This window comes from Nitrospirillum amazonense, from assembly GCF_007828035.1.
In the GTDB taxonomy this organism is placed as follows: domain Bacteria; phylum Pseudomonadota; class Alphaproteobacteria; order Azospirillales; family Azospirillaceae; genus Nitrospirillum; species Nitrospirillum amazonense.
The window spans coordinates 108,500-129,553 of the sequence record NZ_VITV01000001.1 but is presented as its reverse complement, the minus strand read 5'-3'; the positions used below and the strand labels follow the sequence as shown (position 1 = coordinate 129,553).

18 protein-coding genes are annotated in these 21,054 nt (G+C 70.0%); 7 read left to right on the top strand and 11 right to left on the bottom strand.

Going from position 1 to position 21,054, the window contains the following annotated elements; translation table 11 throughout:
• The first annotated feature begins 29 nt into the window (after positions 1 to 29).
• The 3 genes from FBZ87_RS00560 to FBZ87_RS00550 all read left to right on the top strand — a co-directional run bounded on the left by FBZ87_RS00560 (position 30) and on the right by FBZ87_RS00550 (position 4,148).
• A complete protein-coding gene (locus tag FBZ87_RS00560; protein ID WP_186454495.1) occupies positions 30 to 1,973 on the top strand; it encodes an FUSC family protein in 1,944 nt (647 codons plus the stop codon).
• Positions 1,974 to 2,251: 278 nt separating this feature from the next.
• Positions 2,252 to 2,635 carry a response regulator gene (locus tag FBZ87_RS00555; protein WP_145608312.1) on the top strand — a complete coding sequence of 128 codons (384 nt, stop codon included), beginning with the start codon at positions 2,252 to 2,254 and terminating at the stop codon, positions 2,633 to 2,635.
• 64 nt (positions 2,636 to 2,699) lie between these two features.
• The gene (locus tag FBZ87_RS00550; RefSeq protein ID WP_145608311.1) at positions 2,700 to 4,148 is read left to right on the top strand and encodes a PleD family two-component system response regulator; all 1,449 of its coding nucleotides are present in this window, start codon (positions 2,700 to 2,702) and stop codon (positions 4,146 to 4,148) included.
• Positions 4,149 to 4,218: 70 nt separating this feature from the next.
• Here FBZ87_RS00550 and FBZ87_RS00545 read toward each other — a convergent pair whose 3' ends face one another.
• Both FBZ87_RS00545 and rpmG read right to left on the bottom strand, forming a co-directional pair.
• Positions 4,219 to 4,992: a glycosyltransferase family 25 protein gene (locus tag FBZ87_RS00545; RefSeq protein ID WP_145608309.1), complete on the bottom strand. Its 774-nt coding sequence runs from the start codon at positions 4,990 to 4,992 to the stop codon at positions 4,219 to 4,221.
• Between the two features lie 184 nt (positions 4,993 to 5,176).
• Positions 5,177 to 5,344, bottom strand: a complete 168-nt coding sequence (gene rpmG / locus FBZ87_RS00540; RefSeq protein ID WP_145608308.1) for a 50S ribosomal protein L33 — start codon at positions 5,342 to 5,344, stop codon at positions 5,177 to 5,179.
• Positions 5,345 to 5,680: 336 nt separating this feature from the next.
• On the opposite strand from rpmG, the gene FBZ87_RS29540 reads away from it, so the two are divergent.
• Positions 5,681 to 5,887 (top strand): RebB family R body protein, encoded by a 207-nt coding sequence (locus FBZ87_RS29540; RefSeq protein WP_145608306.1) that lies wholly within the window; start codon positions 5,681 to 5,683, stop codon positions 5,885 to 5,887.
• Here FBZ87_RS29540 and FBZ87_RS00530 read toward each other — a convergent pair.
• The 7 genes from FBZ87_RS00530 to FBZ87_RS00500 all read right to left on the bottom strand — a co-directional run bounded on the left by FBZ87_RS00530 (position 5,876) and on the right by FBZ87_RS00500 (position 15,637).
• The gene (locus FBZ87_RS00530; RefSeq protein ID WP_145608304.1) at positions 5,876 to 7,507 is read right to left on the bottom strand and encodes a S41 family peptidase; all 1,632 of its coding nucleotides are present in this window, start codon (positions 7,505 to 7,507) and stop codon (positions 5,876 to 5,878) included. The genes FBZ87_RS29540 and FBZ87_RS00530 overlap by 12 nt on opposite strands.
• Before the next feature lie 24 nt (positions 7,508 to 7,531).
• Positions 7,532 to 7,915 (bottom strand): DUF983 domain-containing protein, encoded by a 384-nt coding sequence (locus FBZ87_RS00525; RefSeq protein WP_246134169.1) that lies wholly within the window; start codon positions 7,913 to 7,915, stop codon positions 7,532 to 7,534.
• Between the two features lie 188 nt (positions 7,916 to 8,103).
• Complete coding sequence (locus FBZ87_RS00520) at positions 8,104 to 8,496, bottom strand: VOC family protein (RefSeq protein WP_145608301.1); 393 nt, start codon at positions 8,494 to 8,496, stop codon at positions 8,104 to 8,106.
• The gene (rnr, locus tag FBZ87_RS00515) at positions 8,497 to 10,833 is read right to left on the bottom strand and encodes a ribonuclease R (protein WP_246134168.1); all 2,337 of its coding nucleotides are present in this window, start codon (positions 10,831 to 10,833) and stop codon (positions 8,497 to 8,499) included. It lies immediately after the preceding gene.
• 28 nt (positions 10,834 to 10,861) lie between these two features.
• Positions 10,862 to 13,540 (bottom strand): type I DNA topoisomerase, encoded by a 2,679-nt coding sequence (gene topA, locus FBZ87_RS00510; RefSeq protein WP_145608299.1) that lies wholly within the window; start codon positions 13,538 to 13,540, stop codon positions 10,862 to 10,864.
• 70 nt (positions 13,541 to 13,610) lie between these two features.
• On the bottom strand, positions 13,611 to 14,726 hold the full coding sequence (dprA, locus tag FBZ87_RS00505; protein ID WP_342780891.1) for a DNA-processing protein DprA: 1,116 nt from the start codon (positions 14,724 to 14,726) through the stop codon (positions 13,611 to 13,613).
• Between the two features lie 2 nt (positions 14,727 to 14,728).
• Positions 14,729 to 15,637, bottom strand: a complete 909-nt coding sequence (locus tag FBZ87_RS00500; RefSeq protein WP_145608297.1) for a hypothetical protein — start codon at positions 15,635 to 15,637, stop codon at positions 14,729 to 14,731.
• Positions 15,638 to 15,849: 212 nt separating this feature from the next.
• On the opposite strand from FBZ87_RS00500, the gene FBZ87_RS00495 reads away from it, so the two are divergent.
• The 3 genes from FBZ87_RS00495 to FBZ87_RS00485 are packed head-to-tail and all read left to right on the top strand — an operon-like array spanning position 15,850 to position 18,161.
• The gene (locus FBZ87_RS00495) at positions 15,850 to 16,314 is read left to right on the top strand and encodes a MarR family winged helix-turn-helix transcriptional regulator (protein WP_145608295.1); all 465 of its coding nucleotides are present in this window, start codon (positions 15,850 to 15,852) and stop codon (positions 16,312 to 16,314) included.
• A 27-nt stretch (positions 16,315 to 16,341) separates the two neighbouring features.
• On the top strand, positions 16,342 to 16,902 hold the full coding sequence (locus tag FBZ87_RS00490; RefSeq protein ID WP_145608293.1) for a cysteine hydrolase family protein: 561 nt from the start codon (positions 16,342 to 16,344) through the stop codon (positions 16,900 to 16,902).
• The gene (locus tag FBZ87_RS00485; RefSeq protein ID WP_145608291.1) at positions 16,899 to 18,161 is read left to right on the top strand and encodes an MFS transporter; all 1,263 of its coding nucleotides are present in this window, start codon (positions 16,899 to 16,901) and stop codon (positions 18,159 to 18,161) included. Before FBZ87_RS00490 ends, FBZ87_RS00485 begins: the two co-directional genes overlap by 4 nt.
• Here FBZ87_RS00485 and FBZ87_RS29450 read toward each other — a convergent pair.
• Together FBZ87_RS29450 and FBZ87_RS00475 are read right to left on the bottom strand one after the other, a co-directional pair.
• Positions 18,145 to 19,524, bottom strand: coding sequence for a sensor histidine kinase (locus FBZ87_RS29450; protein WP_211106797.1), 1,380 nt, complete (start codon positions 19,522 to 19,524; stop codon positions 18,145 to 18,147). The genes FBZ87_RS00485 and FBZ87_RS29450 overlap by 17 nt on opposite strands.
• Positions 19,514 to 20,938 (bottom strand): sigma-54-dependent transcriptional regulator, encoded by a 1,425-nt coding sequence (locus FBZ87_RS00475; RefSeq protein ID WP_145608289.1) that lies wholly within the window; start codon positions 20,936 to 20,938, stop codon positions 19,514 to 19,516. The genes FBZ87_RS29450 and FBZ87_RS00475 overlap by 11 nt, the downstream gene beginning before the upstream one ends.
• Positions 20,939 to 21,054: the final 116 nt, after the last annotated feature.

Genomic DNA, 21,054 nt, shown 5'->3' with positions numbered 1-21,054 from the left:
CCGGCGCCCCTCCTTTGGCGTTCCCACCCGTGCCGCTCGCTTTCCCAGTCCGGTCTGTCCTCACCCTGGTTCCCAGCCCGGGGGCATTGGGCCATGCCGTGCGCACGGCGGTGGCGGCCCTGCTGGCCCTCTATCTCGCCTATGCCCTGCAGCTGGAAAGCCCGCAGACGGCGGCGGTGACGGTGATGATCGTCAGCCACCCCATGAGCGGTGCCGTCATCGCCAAGAGCGTGTGGCGTATCGCCGGCACCCTGGTGGGGGCGTCGGCGGCCTTGGCCCTGATGGCGGGCTTCGGCCAGTCGCCGGAAGCCTTCCTGCTGCTCTACAGCCTGTGGCTGGCGGGCTGCGTGGCGCTGGCCACCCGCCTGCGCCGCTTCCGGTCCTACGCCGCCGTGCTGGCGGGCTACACCCTGGCCCTGGTGGCGCTGGGGGCCGTGGACGACCCCTTGCGCACCTTCGACATCGCGGCCGCCCGCGTCGCCGCCATCGTCGTGGGGGTGCTTGCCAAGATGACGGTGTCGGGCATCGTCTGGCCGGTGACGGCGGCCCGGCGGCTGGACAGCCGGGTGGGCCGGGTCACCGCCGCCGTGACTGGCGCGCTGGCCCAGGACCTGACTCAGGACCTGGCCGGCGCCGGCGCGCCCGGTCGCCACCGGGACTTGTTGGCGGAGTTGCAGGGACTGGACGATCTGGCGACCTACGCCGCCGTCGAGTCGGTCGCCTTCCGCCGCCAGGCCGACGGCGCCCGGATAACGGCCGCCGCCCTGTTCGGCCTGTTGGCCCGGGTGGACGCCGCCCGGCGGGCGCTTGCCGTGCTGCCGGCCGCGGGGTCGCTGCTGGCTTGCCTGACGCCGCTGGGCGCGGGCGACGGGCCGGCCTTCCGCGTGGCCGCCGCTGCGGCCCGCCGCCGCCTGCGTGCCGCGTTGCGCCTGGCGCGCCGGGCGGCCGATCCGGCGTCCATCGCGGCGGCACACCAACTAGGGGAAATGCTGGACCTCATGGTGCAGGTGGCGGTGGCGCGCGACCCCACGCGACGCCTGTCCTTCACCCTGCCGGAGCCGGCGGACGGCCCCTTGGGCAGCGCGATCATCGCCGCCCTGCGCACCCTGATCTCCGTCGGCCTGGCGGCGGGCTTCTGGGTCGCCACCGAATGGCCGGCCGGCACCGTCATGGTCAGCTGGACCAGCGCTTTCGGCGCCCTGCTGGCCAGCCGCGCCAACCCCGAACAGGTCAGCGTCCAGATCTTCCGCGCGGCCCTCTGGGCCGGGCTGTTGGCCCTGCCCATCACCTTCCTGGCGCTGCCCGCCTTGTCGGAGTTCTGGGGCCTGTCCCTGGTGCTGGCGCCGGTCATCCTGGTGGCCGCCCTGATGTCCCAGCGGCCTGGGCGCGGTGACTTCGGCGCCTTCATGCCCCTGCTGTTCCTGACCCTGGTCGCGCCCACCAACCCCATGAGCTACGACCTCCAGGGCTTCCTCAACACCTTCGCCGCCATCGTGCTGGCCGCCGTGTGGATATTGCTGACCTACCGGCTGATCCTGCCGGTGGACGGGCGGGGGGAGGTGCGGCGCCTGCTGGGCAGCTTCACCGCCAGCGTGCGGACGCTGGCCGGCGCCACAGCCCCCCCGCCGGACGTCGCGGCGTGGGAATATCGCCACCATCACCGGCTGGCGCGGCTGGCGGCATGGGGTGGGCGGGGGGACGACCGTGCCTTGGCCACGGCGCGCGCGCGGATGGACGTGGGCCGCGCCCTGATCGCCATGCGTGCTTTGCTGCCCACCCTGGCGCCTCAGGATCGCCGCCGGGGCGACGCGGTCATGCGGGCGTTGGGGCGGCTGGTCGAGGAGCCGGCGCGCCTGGCCACCTTCGCCCGCCGTGCCGGGCGGCGGCTGGAGGTCGCGGCCGCCGATGCGACCGGTCCCCGGCGCCATGGCCTGCTGGACCTGGCCGCCTGGTGCCGGCAGCTGGCTGGTTAAGACACGGGGGAACCGCCCCGGCCGGCCGATTCACGGATTCGCCGGCGCTGTGAATGACAGCGCTGCCGATTCTCCCTGGTTTAACCAGATTTCCGGATTACCTGTTGGAGAGGCAGGGGCGCCACGGGGGTACCCACAACGCCTAGAACAGGAGAATGGCGCCGCCATGGCGACGCGACACCGAACAGCGGGGGCATAACCCGCGAGTGCGCCGGATGACGGTTGTACCCGCCCGGCTTGTCCCTTAGTGTAGCCGCCACATCGCCACGGACCGCCTCATGTCCACGGTTGCCGCCGCAAAAAAATGTGTCCTCATCGTCGAGGACAACGAGCTGAACATGAAGCTCTTCAACGACCTGCTGGAGGCGCACGGCTATCGCACGGTGCAGACCCGCGATGGCGGCATGGCCGTGGAACTGGCGCGGACACACCGTCCGGATCTTATACTTATGGACATACAGCTTCCGGAGCTTTCCGGTCTGGACGTGACGCGTTGGTTGAAGGAGGATCAAGAGCTTGGGTCGATCCCCGTCATCGCCGTCACGGCCTTCGCCATGAAGGGGGACGAGGAGCGTATCCGGGAAGGCGGTTGTGATGACTACATCGCCAAACCCATCTCGGTTGCCACTTTCATCCGGACAGTTCGGCGCTTTCTGGATTAGGGTGCGCAATAGTACCTTGGAATAAGCCGCGTCTTCCCCCGACGCGGCCGGAATAAGTGGTGTCATGTCGGCTCGCGTCCTGGTCGTTGATGATGTCCTGCCCAACGTCAAGCTGCTTGCGGCGAAGCTGACGCGCGAGTACTTCGACGTCATCACCGCCAGCAGCGGGCCCGAGGCGCTGGAGAAGATCAAGGCGCAGGCGCCCGATATCGTCCTGCTGGACGTCATGATGCCCGGCATGGATGGCTTCGAGGTGTGCGAGCGCATCCGCAGCGATCCCGCCATCATGCACATCCCCGTCGTCATGGTGACGGCCCTGTCCGACATCGCCGACCGCGTGCGGGGGCTGGAGGCCGGTGCCGACGACTTCCTGACCAAGCCGGTGAACGACGTGGCGCTGTTCGCCCGCGTGCGCTCCCTCGTCCGTCTCAAGATGATGATGGACGAATGGCGCCTGCGCGAGAGCACGTCCGGCCAGCTGGGCATGCTGGTCTCCACCGACAGCATGCACAACCAGTCGGCGGAGGGCGCCAACGTCCTGGTGGTGGAGGACAGCTCCATCGACCTGGACAAGATCACCGAGACGCTGGGCCGCGACCGGGGCCGCGTGGTGGCTGCCGACACCTGCGCCACCGGGCTGGAGCAGGCGCTGGCCGGCGACTTCGACTTCATCGTCATCAGCCTGACGCTGATGCGCGAGGATGGCCTGCGCCTCTGTTCCCAGCTGCGCTCGCAGGAGAAGACGCGCCAGGTGCCCGTTCTGCTGGTGGCGGACGAGACCGACATCGACCGCGTGGCCAAGGGCCTGGAACTGGGCGCCAACGACTACCTGATCAAGCCCATCGACCGGAATGAGCTGATGGCCCGCGCCCGGACCCAGATCCGGCGCAAGCGCTATCAGGACCGGCTGCGCGCCAATTATGAGCAGAGCCTGTCGCTGGCCCTGACAGACAGCCTGACCGGCCTGTTCAACCGCCGCTACCTCAGCGCGCACCTGCCGCGCCTGCTGGACCGGGGCGGGGACAACCACAAGCCGGTGGCGGCCCTGCTGTTCGACATCGACCACTTCAAGGTGGTGAACGACACCTACGGCCACGGTGTGGGTGACGAGGTGCTGAAGGAGGTGGCGCTGCGCGCCAGCCGCAACCTGCGCAACTTTGACCTCGTGGCCCGGCTGGGCGGTGAGGAATTCGTCGTGGTCATGCCCGACACCGACCTGGCCGCCGGCGTGCTGGTGGCCGAGCGCCTGCGCCGCCGCATCGGCGAGACCCCGTTCCACGTCACCACCGATGGCGGGGAGATCACGGTCACCATCTCCGTCGGCGTGGCCGTGGCCGCCGGCGCCCAGGGGCCGGATGGCCGCATGGAGACGGGCGACAGCCTGCTGCGCCGGGCCGACATGGCGCTTTATGAGGCCAAGCGGGCGGGCCGCAACCGCGTGGTGACGGACAGCAGCCTGGACGCGGCGCCGCTGAGCCACGCCGACGCGCCGGACCTCAGCCTGCCGAGGTAGTTTTCGCTGTTCCTCAGTCGCCGGGCGCCGCCATCCAGCGGCCTTGATCGCTTCGGGTTGTGGGGGAGGTTCAGCCCCGGTACAGGCGCTTGCGCACGCTGTCCGACAGGCGCTGCCAGCGGCGGGCCAGCTGGGTGGCCAGGGGCTGGCCCTCGTGCCGGCCGGCGGGCCGGGCGCCGATGCGCGAGTCCATGTCGGTGCGCTGGCGCACGGGGATGGGGCGGACCAGGTAGGGGGCGATGCCGTTGTCCCAATAGCGGTCCATGGTCTGGTCCACCGGCATGAAGATGCGCCGGCCGTAGTCCAGCATGCGCCGGGCCCCGTCCAGGCGGATCAGATAGGCGCCGAAGCCCAGGACGTGGGTGCCCAGGCGCACCAGCTCACCATCGCGCAGGGCCTTGACGGTGCGGCCCCGGAACTTGGGCGTCCTGGGTTCCCGCACGCGGGGGCGCAAGGATTCCAGTCGCACCACCTGCCATTCCGGCGCCGGGTCGGCCAGCAGGTCCTCCACGATGCGGGGCAGGGCCGGACTCAGCTCCACGTCGTCCTCCATGATCAGGGCGGCGGGGATGTTCTCCTGCACCATGCGCTCATAGAGGCGGTAGTGGCTGAGGTAGCAGCCGATCTCCGTGTCCAGCATCTCCACGCCATAGACGCGCAGCGCTCGCGCCCGGTCATAGACCGCGCGGTCGGCTTCGCTGAGCGCGCGGCCATTCACCGCCGGCACGAACTCCGCCGCGAGCCCCAGGCGGGCGCATTGCTCGGTCATGTGCGCGCGCCGCACCCCGTCATACTCCAGGTTGATGACGAAGATGGGGCAGGGGAAAGCGGCCGTGGGGCCCATGGGGATGATCCCAGGGTTCTGGGCGCCCAAGGGAAGGCCGGACGCCAGGCATGCCAATAGGAAAGGGCCGCTCCAGGAGCGGCCCTTCGCCTGACCAGTGTCCTCATGCTCCGGTAGCTCGCCGCCAGCCTTACGGGCGGGGCGTGCTTTCCGGAACGGCGCGCCCGATACGGGCGCGCGGGACTTACTTGATCTTGGCTTCCTTGAACAGCACGTGCCTACGAGCCACCGGATCGTACTTCCGGAACTCCAGCTTCTCGGTCGTCTTGCGCGGGTTCTTCTTCTTCACGTAGAAGAAGCCGGTTTCAGCGGAGCTGATCAGACGGATCAGCACGGTATTCTGCTTGGCCATGACCTTTAATCCCACCTACGACAACCCCGTTCGGTCGCCAACTCGGCGGGTCGGGGGCGGTCAAAAACAATTCCGTACCGCAGCCCTCAGGGGCACGGCGTCGCGGCACTTTAGTCAGCGGCACCTGAGAGTCAAGGCCAAAGAACCTTAGGGCGCCGGGAAGGGGGTTGGGGCAGGGGATGCGCGTCGCGCATGGGCCGGCACCGCCCCGGGCGACCGCCTCGCAGCCCCGGAATGGCCCCCGGGAATTCCGCCGCCGCTACCCAGATGTGTCTGCCTGCGCTATCATACGCGTGCTCCGTGTAGCCGCAACGCCTCCAAGGCAGGAGATCCCCCGTGGCCTTCCCCACCGCCGTGAACAGCCAAATCACTGATTCGGTCACGCAAGCCAACACCAAGGTGGTCGGCGAGGCACCCGCCATGGCCCTGGGCACGGTCGAGCAGACCGTGGCCAATTCGGCGGCGCTTCTCGCGGAGAACGCCGCCGAGGTGCAAGGGACGCCCCACGGCGGTGCCGCCGGGGAGCAAGCGTCAGGGACCTGACCCGGGCGCCGTCGGCCGGTCGGCCAGCAGCGTCTGGCCCGCGAGCTGCGCCCGGCGCAGCAGGGGCGGGCTGGCCAGCAGGGTCTCTGCCACCGTCAGGTCCACCGGCGCCGGGCGGTTGCGCTCCGCCGGGCAGGCTGCGGGCGTGCCGGCGGGCCGGGGCTGGGCGCGTAAGGGCGCCAGGATGGCGGCGGCGTCGGTCAGGCCGGCGGTGCACAGGGCGGGCGCCAGGCCGTGGTGATCGAACATGCGGCCGGCCGGCGTCAGGATGCGCGACCAGGTGATGAACAGCTCTCCCCCGTTGGGCAGGGGGGCCACGGTCTGCACCACGCCCTTGCCGAAACTGGTGGTGCCCACGTCCAGGGCCCGGCCGCTGTCAACCAGGGCGCCCAGCACGATCTCGGCGGAAGAAGCGGTCTGCCCGTCGGCCAGCACGACCAGGGGGGCGCCGTCCAGGATGTCGTCCGGTGTGGCGTCGTAGTGCTGCACGCTGTCCGGATGGCGGCCCACGGTGTTCAGGATGGGGCCGCTGGTGATGAACAGGTCGGCCACGGCCACCGCCTGGTCCAGCAGGCCGCCGGTGTTGCCGCGCAGGTCCAGCACCCAGCCGGTGGGCCGGCCCAAGCCATCGGCGTCGCGCAGATGGCGGATGGCGGCGGCCAGGGCGTCGGCGGTGCCGGCGTTGAAGCGGCTGACATGCAGTACACCCACCGCACCCGCCCGCTCCGCCGTCACGGTGGGCAGGATGATGCGCTGGCGGCTGATCAGCACCGTCACCATGCCGCCGGTCCTGGCCACCCGCACCGGCACGCCGGTTCCTTCCGGCCCGCTCAGGCGGGTCATAACCGCCTCCACCGTCATGGCGGGGCCGCCCCCGCCGGCGGCGTCGATGGGCACGCCGCCCACGGCGGTTATGACGTCGCCCACCAGCAGGCCGGCGACGGAGGCCGGGCTGCCCGGGGCCACGGCGATGATGCGGAAGCCGCGCGGCGTTTCCTCCAGCGTCACGCCGATGCCGACATAACCTTCGCGGCGCGACCGCTCCGTCCGCGCCGCCGCCGGCACGGAATAGCGACTGTAGGGGTCGAGGTCGGCGGTGCCGCCCTCCAGCATGGCGCGGAACAGGGTTTCCCGCGTCTGGTCGCCGGGGCCGGCATCGGCGCTTTGCGCCACCGTCCAGTCCGTGGTGAGAGCGGCCAGATGGGCCCAGGATGCCGCGTCGCGGCCGGCGGGTAGGGTGAAGGTGCGCGGTGCCCGCCGGGCCACCGCCAGGGTCACGGCCCCGCCCCCCGGCTGCATCGTCACCGTCAGGTCGGGCACGACCACGCCGGCATGGACCAGGCCGTCCACCACCAGGCGGCGCATGTCCACCGGTTCCAGGTACAGCTCGTCGATCTTGCTGTAGGCGCTCTGGTAGAATTGCTCGGCGGTAACGCTGCCACGATTCTCGGTGCCGCCGGCGCAGGCCGCCAGGGCCAAAACGCCGGCCAAAGCCGCCAGCGTCCGGGCCAGCGCGGCGCCCCGGCGGATGCGGTCAGGCCTGAGGTGGGCGGGCCTGATATGGGCGGGCGTAATATGGGTGGAGCGGGCGCGGTGTGCCCGGCATGTGGCCTGGGCCACGGCGCCTCCCGGTTTGTTGTTCCCCTAGCCGCGGATGCCCATGGCCCACTGCACGCCGATCACGGCCCCCTTGAACAGGGGCAGCAAGGCCAGCGACAGGCCCACGGTCAACGGACCCCACAGGGCCGCGTGGACCCATAGGGCGGGGTGGAAATTCTGTTCGACCGCCAAGGCGGCGCCGACCACGATATGACCGACGACGAAGATGGTAAAGTAGGGCGGCGCGTCGTCGGCGCGGAATTTACCCAATTCCAGGCCGCAGTTGGTGCAGACCGGGGCCACCTTGGTATAGCCCGCGAACAGGGTGTGGGCGCCGCAGTTGGGGCAGCAGCGGCGGATGCCGCGCATCATGGCCGTGCCGGCCATGCCCTTGGGCGGAGCGATGATTTCCTCGTGCGTGTCCGTCATGGTGTCCTCCATCTCGGCGACGCTGGCCTCGCGGACTGCCCTCGGATGCGGGTCAACAGGGGGGACGGGGTCGGTCGTCATGGCCTAGATGATGGGTATGGCCCGGGCCATGGTCCAGACGCGTTTCACAGGGTACAGCCCTGCTATCTACACTTGTTGTGATTTCCCCGAATTGTGAGCCAGGGACATCAGGCGTTGAGCTGCAACAGATCCCAACGGGTGCCGTAGAGGTCCTGGAACACCACCACGGTGCCATAGGCTTCAACCCGGGGTTCCTCGCAGAAGGTGACGCCGGCCGCCTTCATGCGATGGTAGTCGCGCCAGAAATCGTCGGTGCGCAGGAACAGGAAGACGCGGCCGCCGGCCTGGTTGCCGATGGCGGCCTCCTGCTCCGGCCCCGCCGCCTTGGCCAGCAGCAGCCGCGTTTCAGCTGAGCCGGGCGGCGCCATGACCACCCAGCGCTTGCCCCCGCCCAGGTCCGTGTCCTCCACGGCGTCGAAGCCCAGGACGTCGCGGTACCAGGCCTTGGCCTCGTCATAGTCGCGCACGACCAGGGCGACGCCGCCGATGAATTGAGGCATTCACTTATCCTTGAGCGGCGCCCGCTTGACGCGGGCCTTGGTGGCGGTCTTTTTGGTCAGGCGGGCGCGACCACCCTTGCCGTCGGATTTGCCGCCCGCCAGCCAGGGGGCGTCGTCCGTGTCCTCGCCCAGCAGGGCGAACACCATGCTGCCGGAGATGCGGTCGGCCTCCACCAGGCGCACCTTGACGATCGTGCCCAGGCGGTAGGTGCGGCCCCAGCGGCGGCCCACCAGCTGGTGGTTGGCCTCGTCATGGTCATAGAAGTCGTCCGGCAGGGTGGAGATGGGCACCAGCCCGTCGGCCCCCGTCTCGTCCAGGGTGACGAACAGGCCGAAGCGGGTGACGCCGCCGATGCGGCCGGTGAAGGTGCCGCCCACCCTGTCCGACAGGTAGGCCGCGACATAGCGGTCCAGGGCGTCGCGCTCCGCGGTGGCGGCGCGGCGTTCGGTGACGGAGATATGCTCCCCCACCTGCACGAGGCGGCCCGCTTCCTCCTCATCCAACCCGCCCGGCCCCAGGCCGTAGGCCTTCACCAGGGCGCGGTGCACCACCAGGTCGGCGTAGCGGCGGATGGGGGAGGTGAAGTGGGCGTAGCGCGGCAGGGCCAGGCCGAAATGGCCGATGTTCTCCGGCTGGTACAGCGCCTGGGATTGGCTGCGCAGGATGACGGTGTTCACCAGGTCCGCCTCCGGCGTCTCCGCCGCCTTGTTCAGGATGCGGGTGAACAGGATGGGCTTCATCACCTGGCCCTTGGCCAGGGTGTAGCCCAGGGAGCCCAGGAACTGGCGCAGGGCCTCCAGCTTGTCGCGCGCGGGTTCGGCGTGCACGCGGTACATGCAGGGGCTGTGCTTGGCCTCCAGGGCCTCCGCCGCCGCCACGTTGGCGGCGATCATGAATTCCTCCACCAGGCGGTGGCTGTCCAGGCGGGGGCGCACGCCGATGCTCTGGATGGTGCCGGCCTCGTCCAGCTTCACCAGCCGTTCCGGCAGATCCAGTTCCAGCGTGCCACGCGCGTCGCGGGCCTTCTGCAGCACGGCGAAGGCGCCGTACAGCGGGGTGATCACCCGCTCCATCAGCGGGCCGGTCAGGTCATCCGGTTCGCCGTCGCAGGCCTTTTGCACCTGGGTGTAGGTCAGGCGCGCGACGGATCGCATGAGGCCGCGCACGAAGCGGTGGCGCTTCAGGCGCCCTTGCGCATCGATCCACATGTGGACCGCCAGGCAGGCGCGGTTGACCTCGGGCTTCAGGGAGCAAAGCTCGTTCGACAGCGCCTCGGGCAGCATGGGCACGACGCGATCGGGGAAATAGACGCTGTTGCCCCGGTCGAAGGCGTTGCGGTCCAGCGCCATGCCGGGACGGACGTAGAAGCTGACATCGGCGATGGCCACCAGCAGGTGCCAGCCGCCGGGATTGTTGGGGTCGGTGTCGGGCTCCGCGAACACGGCGTCGTCGAAGTCGCGCGCGTCCTCGCCATCGATGGTCACCAGGGGGACGTCGCGCAGGTCGGTGCGCCCCTCCACCGTCGGCTCGGGGGCGGCCTCCGCCTCCTCGACGGCCGCCTTGGCGAACTGGGTGGGGATGGCGTGCTGGGCGATGGCGATCAGGCTGACGGCGCGCGGCTCCTCGATGCTGCCCAGCCGCTCCACCACCCGCACCTGCTTCAGGCCCAGGCGGGACGCGGGCAGCAGTTCGGCCACCACCAGCTCGCCCGGCTGCGCCCCCTCGGCGTTGGCGTCGGCCACGGCGAATTCCGCCTTGGCGCGGCGGTCCACCGGCTTCAGCCGGCCGCCGTCGCGGGCGCGCTCATAGATGCCGACGATGCGGGTGGCCGTGCCGCTGTCCAGCTTGCGCATGGTGCGGCCTTCATAGACGTCTTCCCCGCCGCCGGCCTGGGGTTGCCGCGACAGGCGGGCCAGCACGCGGTCGCCCACCGCCAATGCCGGATGGCCGCGCTTCTCGGCGGCCATGTAGATGCGCGGTGGTGGCGCCTCGTGCGCCCAGCTGGTGGGCCGGGCCAGCACCTCGCCGTCCGGCGTCACTTCGCTGACGATCAGCACCGCCACCTCGGGCAGGGCCGCCGGCACGGCGACGCGCCGGCCCTCGCCCTTCTCGATGCTGCCCTCGCCCTCCAGCTCCTTCAGCAGCTCCTTCAGGACGATGCGGCCGTCGCCGGTGATGTTGAAGGCGCGCGCGATCTCCCGCTTGCCCACGGGCACGGGGCTGGACTGGATATAGTCCATGATCTCTTCCCTGGTGGGGAAGGGGGCGTCGGCCGCACGGCGGGCCGGCACCGGCCTGGGCAAAGCCCGCCGGGGGCCCTCCGGACGCTTCGGCATGATCAATCCTTGAACCGAGGTGACGGGCTCAGTCGCCCGCCGCCGTCTTCTTCACCGCGGGTTTCTTCGCGGTCGTGGTGGTCTTCTTCGGCGTGGCGGCCTTCTTCTCAGCCGCCGCCTTGGTGGTCGCCGCCTTCGCCGGTGCCTTCTTGGCCGCCGTCTTCTTCGGCTTCTCCTCGCCGTCGGCTGCCGCCGCCGGCTTCTTGCCGCTGTCCTTGGCCGCCTTGGCCGCCAACAGCTCCACCGCCTGTTCCAGGGTGATGGTGTCGGCGTTGATGGCCTTGGGGATGCTGGCGAACAGCTTCAGGTGCTTGACGTAGGGGCCGAAGCGGCCGCTGCCCAGGGTGATGGGTTTGCCGTCCTTGGGATGGTTGCCCAGCTCACGGCCCGCCACCGTCTTGCGTGCGGCCACGCCGGCCAGCAGCACCACGGCCCGGTTCAGGCCGATGGTCAGCACGTCGTCGTCCGGCGTCAGGTTCTTGTAGGCGTCGCCATGCTTCAGATAGGGGCCGAAGCGGCCGATGCCGGCCGTGATCTCCTGCCCCGTCTCCGGATGCGGGCCCAGGCTGCGCGGCAGGGCCAGCAGGCGCAGGGCGATGTCCAGGTCCACATCCTGCGGGTTCATGGCGCGCGGCAGCGACACGCGCTTGGGCTTGGGCTCGTCCGGCGCACCCGTCTGGACATAGACGCCGTAGGGACCCCGCTTCATGGACACGGGGTAGCCCGTTTCCGGATCGTTGCCCAGTTCGCGGTCGGCGTTGCCCTCCTCGCCCCCCTCGACGCTCAGGGGGCGGGTGTACTTGCAGTCCGGGTAGTTGGAACAGCCGATGAAGGCGCCGTTCTTGCCCAGCTTCAGCGACAGCCGGCCCTCGCCGCAGACGGGGCAGACGCGCGGGTCGCGCCCGCCCTCGGCCGGCGTGGGGAAGAAGTGCGGACCCAGCGCCTCGTCCAGGGCGTCCAGCACCTGGGTGATGGTCAGGTCCTTGGTGCCCTCCACCGCGGCGGAGAAGGCCTGCCAGAACTCGCGCAGCACCGTCTTCCAGTCGATGCGGCCGCCGGAAATGTCGTCCAGCTTGGTTTCCAGGTCGGCGGTGAAGCCGTATTCGACATACCGGTTGAAGAAGTTCTCCAGGAAGGTCGTGACCAGGCGGCCACGGTCCTCCGGCTCGAACCGGCGCTTTTCCAGGCGGACGTAGTTCCGGTCCTGCAGCACCTGCAGAATGCTGGCGTAGGTGGACGGCCGGCCGATGCCCAGCTCCTCCATCTTCTTCACCAGGCTGGCCTCGGTATAACGCGGCGGCGGCTGGGTGAAGTGCTGGTCGGACTTGACCTCGCCCTTGGCCAGGTCGTCGCCATCCTTCATGGCCGGCAGGCGGGTGTCCTTGTCCTCGTCATCGCCGGCGTCGTCCCGGTCCTCCTGATAGACCTTCAGGAAGCCGTCGAAGGTGACGATGGAGCCGGTGGCGCGGAACTGCGCCTCGGCCTTGGGCGAGGCGATGTCGACCGAGACCTGGTCCAGCTCGGCGCTGGCCATCTGGCAGGCGATGGTGCGCTTCCACACCAGCTCGTACAGGCGCTGCTCATCCTTGTCCAGGAAGCGGCCCATCTGGTCCGGCCGGCGGAACATGTCGGTGGGGCGGATGGCCTCGTGCGCTTCCTGCGCGTTCTTGGCGCTGGACTTGTACACGCGCGGGGCGTTGGGCAGGTACTCGTTGCCGAAGGCGGAGGAGATCAGGCGGCGGGCACCGTCGATGGCCTCGTTCGACAGCTGCACGCCGTCGGTACGCATATAGGTGATCAGGCCCACCGTCTCGCCGCCGATGTCCACGCCCTCATACAGCTTCTGGGCGATGCGCATGGTCTTGGTGGCGCCGAAGCCCAGCTTGCGGCTGGCCTCCTGCTGCAGGGTGGAGGTGGTGAAGGGCGGGAAGGGGTTGCGGCGCACCTGGCGCCGTTCCACCGACCGCACCATGAAGGACAGCGGGCGGATGGTGGCCAGGGCCGCATCGGCGTCGCCCTTGTTGCCCAGGGTGAACTTGTCCAGCTTCTTGCCGTTCAGGCCCACCAGACGGGCGGTGAAGGGCGCCCCCGCCGGCGTGCGGAACTCCGCCTCGATGGTCCAGTATTCCTGCGGGCGGAAGGCCTCGATCTCCGACTCACGCTCGCAGATCAGGCGCAGGGCCACGGACTGCACACGGCCGGCGGAGCGCGAGCCCGGCAGCTTGCGCCACAGCACCGGCGACAGGGTGAAACCCACCAGGTAGTCCAGGGCGCGGCGGGCCAGGTAGGCGTCGACCAGTTCCTGGTGCACGTCGCGCGGATGGGCGATGGCGTCCAGCACCGCGCTCTTGGTGATTTCGTTGAAGGTGACGCGCTTCACGTCCACCTTGCCGGTGATGCGCTTCTCATCCAGCAGCTGCTTGACGTGCCAGGCAATGGCCTCCCCCTCGCGATCCGGGTCGGTGGCGAGGTAGATGCGGGTGGCGCCCTTGGCGGCGCGGGTGATCTCGTCGATATGGCGTTTGGAGCGGTCGCCCAGCTCCCACTCCATGGAGAAATCCTCTTCCGGCTTCACCGAACCGTCGCGGGCCGGCAGGTCGCGCACATGGCCGTAGCTGGCGAGAACGGTGAAATCATCGCCCAGGTACTTGTTGATGGTCTTCGCCTTGGCCGGCGATTCGACGATGAGGACGTTGCTGCCCGACAAGGGGACCCCGCACTGCAATAGGTGGCGATGCTTTCCGAAAACCTTGATCCCGGGGCGGCGCCGTCCAGCGTCACGCCAGGCTCACGCGGCCCCCGGGGTGGCGATGCAGACGGCCCGCCAGCTCCAGTTCCAGCAGGATGGTCAGCACCACCGCCGCAGACAATTGGCAGTCCCGGACAATTTCGTCAATGTGTACCGGGGTGGGGCTTAAGCACAGGGTGACCCGGGGACGGGCCGCCTCGATCTCCTTTTCCCCCGGATCGACGGGGGGCGGGACGGGCCCGCCGCCCGCAGGCGGGGCATTGAACGTGGCCAAACCCTGGGGGCCCAGATAGGCCAGGATGTCGTCCGCCGTCTCCACCAAGACCGCGCCGTCCTTCAGCAGGCGGTTGCAGCCCTGGGCGCGCGGGTCCAGCGGCGACCCCGGTACGGCGAAGAGGTCGCGGCCCTGTTCCAGCGCCAGCCGGGCGGTGATAAGCGACCCGGACTTCAGCGCCGCCTCCACCACCAGCACGCCGCGCGACAGACCGGAGATCAAGCGGTTGCGCCGGGGGAAATGGCGGGCCTGCGGCTCCGTCCCCGGCGGCGATTCGGCTACCAGGGCGCCCTGATCGGCGATGCGCCGGTGCAGCTCCGCGTTTTCCGGCGGGTAGATGACGTCCACGCCACCGGCCAGCGCCGCGACGGTGCAGCGGTGCAGCGCCGCCTCATGCGCCGCCGTGTCGATGCCCCGCGCCAGGCCGGAAACGACTGTGATGCCGGCCTCCGCCAGGTCCCGGGAAATCATGGCCGCCAGCTTGCGCCCGGTGAGGGAGGCGTTGCGGGCCCCCACCACGGCGACGGCCGGGCGGCTGAGGCGGGCAGGGTCGCCCAGCACGGTGAGGACGGGCGGCGCGTCCTCGATGGCGGCCAGCTGGGCGGGATAATCGGGTTCACACCAGCACAGCAGGCGGGCGCCCATGCGGTCCAGCGCCGCCAGCTCCCGTTCGGCGGCGGCGCGCGGCGCGATGCTCAGGGGACGGTCGCTCCCGCCGCGCCGGGCCAGGTCGGGCAGGGCCTCCAGGGCCGCCGCCGGGGCGCCGAAGCGCTCCATCAGGCGATGAAAGGTGACGGGCCCCACCGACTCCGTGCGCGTCAGGCGCAGCCAGTCCAGGCGCTCGGCAGGGGAAAGGACGCGCGTGCCCACCCTCAATTGGGCTGTTCCGGGATCTTGAAGCCCAGATAGGTGCCGGCGCTGATGCCCAGCACGCCCAGGCTATAAGGGTCCAGGTCCGGCATCTTGCGGTGGACCACCGTCTCGATCAGGAACAACACCCCGATGACCACCGTCCACACCGCCGTCTGGAAGCGGTGCAGGCTGATGCCGTTGGCGTCGGTCAGGATGTCGTGGACGAAATCGCGGGACGCCAGTTGGCGGGCCAGCGTGTCGCGGGTGGCGGTCAGGGTGGGCAGGTCGGCCGGCGGCGTGGCCGGGTCCGCCATCTGTGCCAGCACGCCCTGGTAGGCCGCCAGGATGGGATTGGTCTTGTTCTGCTCCACCATCGCCGCCCCCATGGCGGTGCCGGTGCCGAGACCCATCAGGCACAGCGCCTGGCCCGTCAGGGTGTCCAGCTCCCCCGTCACCAGGAACAGGTAAAGGTAGGCCGCCAGCACGATGACGAACCACCAGGCCATCTGGCTTTGCGCCAGGCTGAAGGCGCGGCGCAGCGGCTTGCCCGTGGCGCTGGTGACGCCGGCGAAGGTGGACGGCGTGTTGTCGCGCAGCATGTCGGTGGACATGGCGAGGTACAGCAGGGCGGCGGTGACCGCCACCAGCACCAGCACGCTGCCCACCGCCAGGGTCTTCTGGCTTTGCGGCAAGGACTTCCACGCCAGCGCCAGGCTGGCGTCGCGAGCCGCCTTGGCCATGGCCGCCGCCGCTTCGGGGCCGTCGTCGACATGGATCATGGTCCGGGGAACGACGCCGGGAGGCGCGTCCGGAGCCGGCGCGACGGTGACGGGCGTCTCGGTCACGGTCACCGGCGCCGCCGTCTGCGCGTCCGCCGGAGCCGTCATCATGTGCAACCCGGCACCCAGCAGCGCCAGCAACGCCGTCACCAAAAATATCCTGCGCACCATGCCCTCCCGAACCGCAAGGCCCCGCCTGAGAGCGGTAAATCTATCGCGACACACCTATTGAGGGAACGACCAAACAGCGCGGCGCAGTAAAGTGGTGTCGGGTATAGGTCCCCGCGCAGCCATCACCGCTGTGTCGCCAATATATGAAGGAAGACTTTGTAGTTTATCTTCATACCTGCTAAAACCGGGGCATGAACGACCCCCTGGAGAGGCCCGACGCGGGCGACCCCGACACATCGGCCACCATGGCGACGGCGGTGGAGCTGCGCGTGGTCATGGGCCAGCTGCGGCGCAAGTTGCGTGAGCAGGCCAACGTCGGCGACCTGACGCCCTCGCAAATCGCCGTGCTGCGCCGGCTGGACGGCGGGCCGGCCACGGTGACGGCCCTGGCCAAGGCGGAGGGCGTGCGCTCCCAATCCATGGGCGCCACCGTCGCGGCGCTGGAGGCGGCGGGCCTGGTGATGGGCAGCCCCGATCCCGCCGATGGCCGCCAGACCTTGTGGGACCTGACCCCGGCCTGCCGCGAGCGGGTGCGGGCAGGCCGCGCCCTGCATGAGGACTGGCTGTTCCGCGCCATGCGCGCCCGCCTGACGTTGACGGAGCGGGCGGAACTGGGACGCGCGGTCGACCTTTTGAAGCGTCTGGTCACCGACTGACATTCCCAACCTTCAAGGAGACCGGCCATGGCCGTCACCACCCTGGATGCCCGCACCGCCCTGATCGTCATCGACCTGCAGAAAGGCCTGCTGGCCATGCCGGGCCTGCCGCCCCTGGGCGGGGTCCTGCGCAACGCCGCCGATCTGGCCGCCGCCTTTCGCCGCAAGGGCTTGCCGGTGGTGCTGGTCACCGTGGCCGGCGGCCCCCCGGGCCGGACGGAGCAGAGGCGCGGCCCGCGCGACCTGCCGCCGGACTGGGCCGAGCTGGTCCCTGAACTGGATGCCCAGGCGGGGGACCACCGCGTGGGGAAACGCACCTGGGGCGCCTTTCCCCATACCGACCTGGACGCCTACCTCAAGGGCCGGGGCGTGACCCAGGTGGTGGTGGCCGGCGTCGCCACCAGCATCGGCGTGGAATCCACGGCGCGCGAGGCGCATGCGCTGGGCTACAACGTCACGCTGGCTGTCGATGCCATGGCCGACCGCGACGCCGAAACCCATGACCATAGCCTCACGCGCATCTTTCCCCGTCTGGGCGAGACCGGCACCACGGCCGAGATCCTGGCCCTGCTGGACGGGGCCTCATGACGGCGCCCATCGCTTCCGCCGCCACCGGCACGTTCCGCTCCCTGGCCAACCGTAATTTCCGCCTGTGGTTCCTGGGTGCCATCGTGTCCAACGTCGGCACCTGGATGCAGCGTACGGCGCAGGACTGGCTGGTGCTGACGGAACTGGCGCATGTCAACGGCGCCTCCGCCGTCGGCATCGTCATGGGCCTGCAGTTCGGGCCCCTGGCCCTGCTGCTGCCCTTCAGCGGCTTCGCCGCCGACTATTTCGACCGGCGGCGCCTGCTGTTCTGCACCCAGGCCGCCTCCGCCCTGCTGGCGCTGGGCCTGGGCCTGCTGACCGTGCTGGGCCTGGTGCAGTTGTGGCACGTCTACATCTTCGCCTTCCTGCTGGGCTGTGTCGCCGCCTTCGACGCGCCCGCCCGCCAGACCTTCATCGGTGAGCTGGTGGGCGAGGCGGACCTGGCCAACGCCGTGGCGCTCAACTCCACCTCCTTCAACGCGGCGCGCATGATCGGGCCGGCGGTGGCGGGCGTGCTGATCGCGGCGGTGGGTACCGGCTGGGTGTTCCTGATCAACGCCGCCTCCTTCGTCGCCGTCATCGGCTCGCTATGCCTGCTGCGGGTGGCGGATTTCCATCCGCGCGTGCGGGCGGCGCGCAGCCGGGGCAGCTTCGTCGAGGGCTTCCGCTATGTCTGGGGCCGGCCGGATTTGCAGGCCGTGCTGCTGATGCTGTTCCTCATCGGCACTTTCGGCCTGAACTTCCCCATCTTCATCTCCACCATGTCGGTGCACGTCTTCCGCGCCGGCGCGGACGAGTACGGCGTGCTCAGCTCCACCATGGCCATCGGCTCCGTCGCCGGCGCCCTGCTGGCGGCCAGGCGCGCCACGCCCACCGTGTCCCTGCTGACGGGTGCCGCGCTGCTGTTCGGCGTGGGATGTGCCCTGGCGGCGGTCATGCCCACCACCTGGGCGTTCGGCATCCTGCTGGTGGTCGTCGGCGTCGCGGCGCAGACCTTCACCACCTCCACCAACAGCCTGGTGCAGCTCTCCACCGACAGCGCCATGCGCGGCCGGGTGGTGGCCCTGCTGCTGGCCATCGCGGTCGGGGGCACACCGTTGGGCGCCCCCGTCGTCGGCTGGGTGGCCGATGTGGCCGGCCCGCGCTGGTCCCTGGGCCTGGGGGCCGCGTCCGGCTTGGTCGCGGCGCTGGTTGGGGTGCGCTATCTGCTCACGCACACCGGCTGGCGGCTTTGGGGCGGGGTTAAAACCGCAGAGTAAACACCGTGCCGCCACCTTCCACGGGCGACGCGGCGATGGTGCCGCCGTGGGCCAGCATGATCTGGCGGGCAAGCGGCAGGCCGATGCCGCTGCCCTCGCGCTTGGTAGTATAGAAGGGCACGAAGATCTTGTCGGCCACGTCGGGCGGGATGCCGGGGCCGTTGTCCCGCACCAGCAGGTTCAGGTGGCCGGTCACGTCCAGGTGCCCCGCCAGGGTGATGGCGGGGGCGCGGGTCGCCGTGCCGCCGGCCTTCCACTCGTCAAGCGCCTCCACCGCGTTCTTCACCAGGTTGATCAGCACCTGGTCGATCAGGTCGGGGTCGGCGCTGATTTCCAGCGAGGGCGGCAGCACCACCACCTCCAGCGCCACGCCATGCTCCGCCATCGCCGGACCCATCAGCCGCTCCACCCGGCCGAACAGCTCCCGCACCTTCAGCCGCTCCACCTTCGGCCGGGGCATCTGGGTGAAGCGGCGGTAGCGCTCGACGAAGCGCAGCAGGCCGCCGGCGCGGCGGGTGACGGTGTCCATGGCCTCCCCCGCGTCGGCGGCGTCCAGCAGCACGGCGGGCGGCAGGCCGGGGATGGTCTCCAGCTGGGTGCGCAGGTCGGCCAGCAGTGACTGCGCCGTGCCCGCCAGGGAGGAGACGGGCGTCAGCGAGTTCATCATCTCATGCGTCAGCACCCGCACCAGGTCCGACCAGGCCTTGACCTCCGTCGCCTCCAGCTCCCCGCCGATGTTCTGCAGGCTGATCAGCAGGCGCGGCCCCTCGGCCAGGGTCAGCTGGGTGGCGCGCACCGTCAGGTGCAGGGGCGTGATGCCGCCCGCCACCTTCAGCAGGGCGCTCTTCCCCGGTTCCAGCACGCGCAGCGCCGAATCCAGGGTGCCGCCGTCCACTAGGCGGCGGTTCAGGTCATCATGGCCGATCAGGCGGCGGGCCACGTTGTTCAGCAGGTTGACGCGGCCGTCGGGATGCACCTCCGCCAGGGCCACGGGCACATGCTCCACCAGCACGTTCAGGTAATCGGCCTTGCGCTCGGCGTCGGCGCGGGCGTCGCGGAACTTGTCGAACACCCCGGCGAAGGCGTGGCCCAGTTCCTGAAAGCTGGCACCCATGGCGCGATAGCTGAAGCTCTGTGTGAAGTCGGAGTGGCTGAGCGCGTTCAGGAAGCGCGCCAGCTCGCGATTGGTGGTGTTCACCACCCGCACCACGCCGCCGATCTGGAAGGCGATCAGGAACAGCACCAGCGCTTCGGTGGCGTGGTAGTCGGTGGCCTGCAGCAACAGGCCCAGGGCCACGCAGCTGAGGCACAGCAGGGTCACCCGCAGGGTCAGCGCCGTGCTGAACGACGACTTAAAGACCATGCTTCTCCATCCGGCGGTAGAGGGAGGTGCGGGTGATGCCCAGCTCATTGGCGGCGTGGCTGATGTTGCCCTGGTGCTTGTCCAGCGCCCGGCGGATCACCTGCGCCTCCACCGTCTCAAGATCCAGGGTGCCTAAGGTCAGGCCGTCATCACCCACCGGCGCCAAGGTCGTGGGTGGCGGTGCCGCCGGCCGGGGGGCGCCGCCGGGGGCGGATGGAAGGGAGAAATCCTCCGCCTCCAGCACGTCGCCGGCGCCCAGGATCATGGCGCGCTCCACCGCGTGGCGCAGGGCGCGGACGTTGCCCGGCCAGTGATAGGCCTTGAGCCGCGCCAGCGCGTCGGCGGACAGGCGGCGCGGCGGGATGGCGTATTTGCGGGCGTACAGCCCCATGAAATGCGTGACCAGCGCCGGGATGTCGTCCGCCCGGTCGCGCAAGGGGGGCAGGCGCAGCTCCACCGTGTTGATGCGGTACAGCAGATCCTGGCGGAAGGTGTCCGGGCTTTCCAGCTGTTCCACCGGCATGTTGGTGGCGGAGATCAGGCGCACGTCGATGGGGATGGGCCGATTGCCGCCCACGGGGATGACCACGCGCTGCTCCAGCACCGACAGCAGCTTGCTCTGCTGGTACAGGGGCAGGTTGCCGATCTCATCCAGGAAAAGGGTGCCGCCGTTGGCCGCCACCAGCCGGCCGACGCGGTCCTCCTTGGCGTCGGTGAAGGCGCCCTTCTTGTGGCCGAACAGCTCGCTCTCGAACAGGTTCTCGGCGATGGCGCCCAGGTCCACCGCCACGAACACCTGGTCCGCGCGGCGGGACCGGCGGTGGATCTCGCGCGCGATGACCTCCTTGCCGGTGCCGTTCTCGCCCAGGATCAGGACGTTGGCGTCGGTGGGGGCGGCGCGGTCCACCAGGGTCAGCACCCGGGCCATGGCCGGGCTGCTGCCGATGAGCGTTTGCCCCGGCTGGTCCAAGGCTGCCGCCAGCTCCTTGTTGCGGGCACCCAGCTGCGCCGCCTCGCGCCGGGAGGCGGTCAGGGTCATGGCGCTCATCAGGGTCGCCACCAGCCGCTCATTGGACCAGGGCTTCAGCACGAAATCGCAGGCGCCCTGCTTCATCGCCTCCACCGCCGTGCCCACGTCGCCATAGGCGGTCATCAGGATGACGGACAGGGTGGGGTCGATCTCCAGCACGCGTTTCAGCCACTGGAAGCCTTCGCGCCCCGTGTTGGCGCCGATGGCGAAGTTCATGTCCAGGAGGACGGCGTCGAACACCTCATCCTTCAACAGCTGCGGGATGCGATCCGGCTGGCTCTCGGTATGGACCAGGATGCCTTCCCGTTTCAGCAGCAGGCGGGCGGCCACCAGGATGTCCTGGTCGTCGTCCACCATCAGGATGCGGCCGCTTTTCTGTGTCATCGATGCAAAGTCCCCCACAATACTGTCCGAAATCGTACACCGCCCAGGGTCAGAGCGCATGTCCGTTCTGCGGTGGTTCCCCCTGGCGCAACAAGAGTGGCTCCCCTCCAATGCCG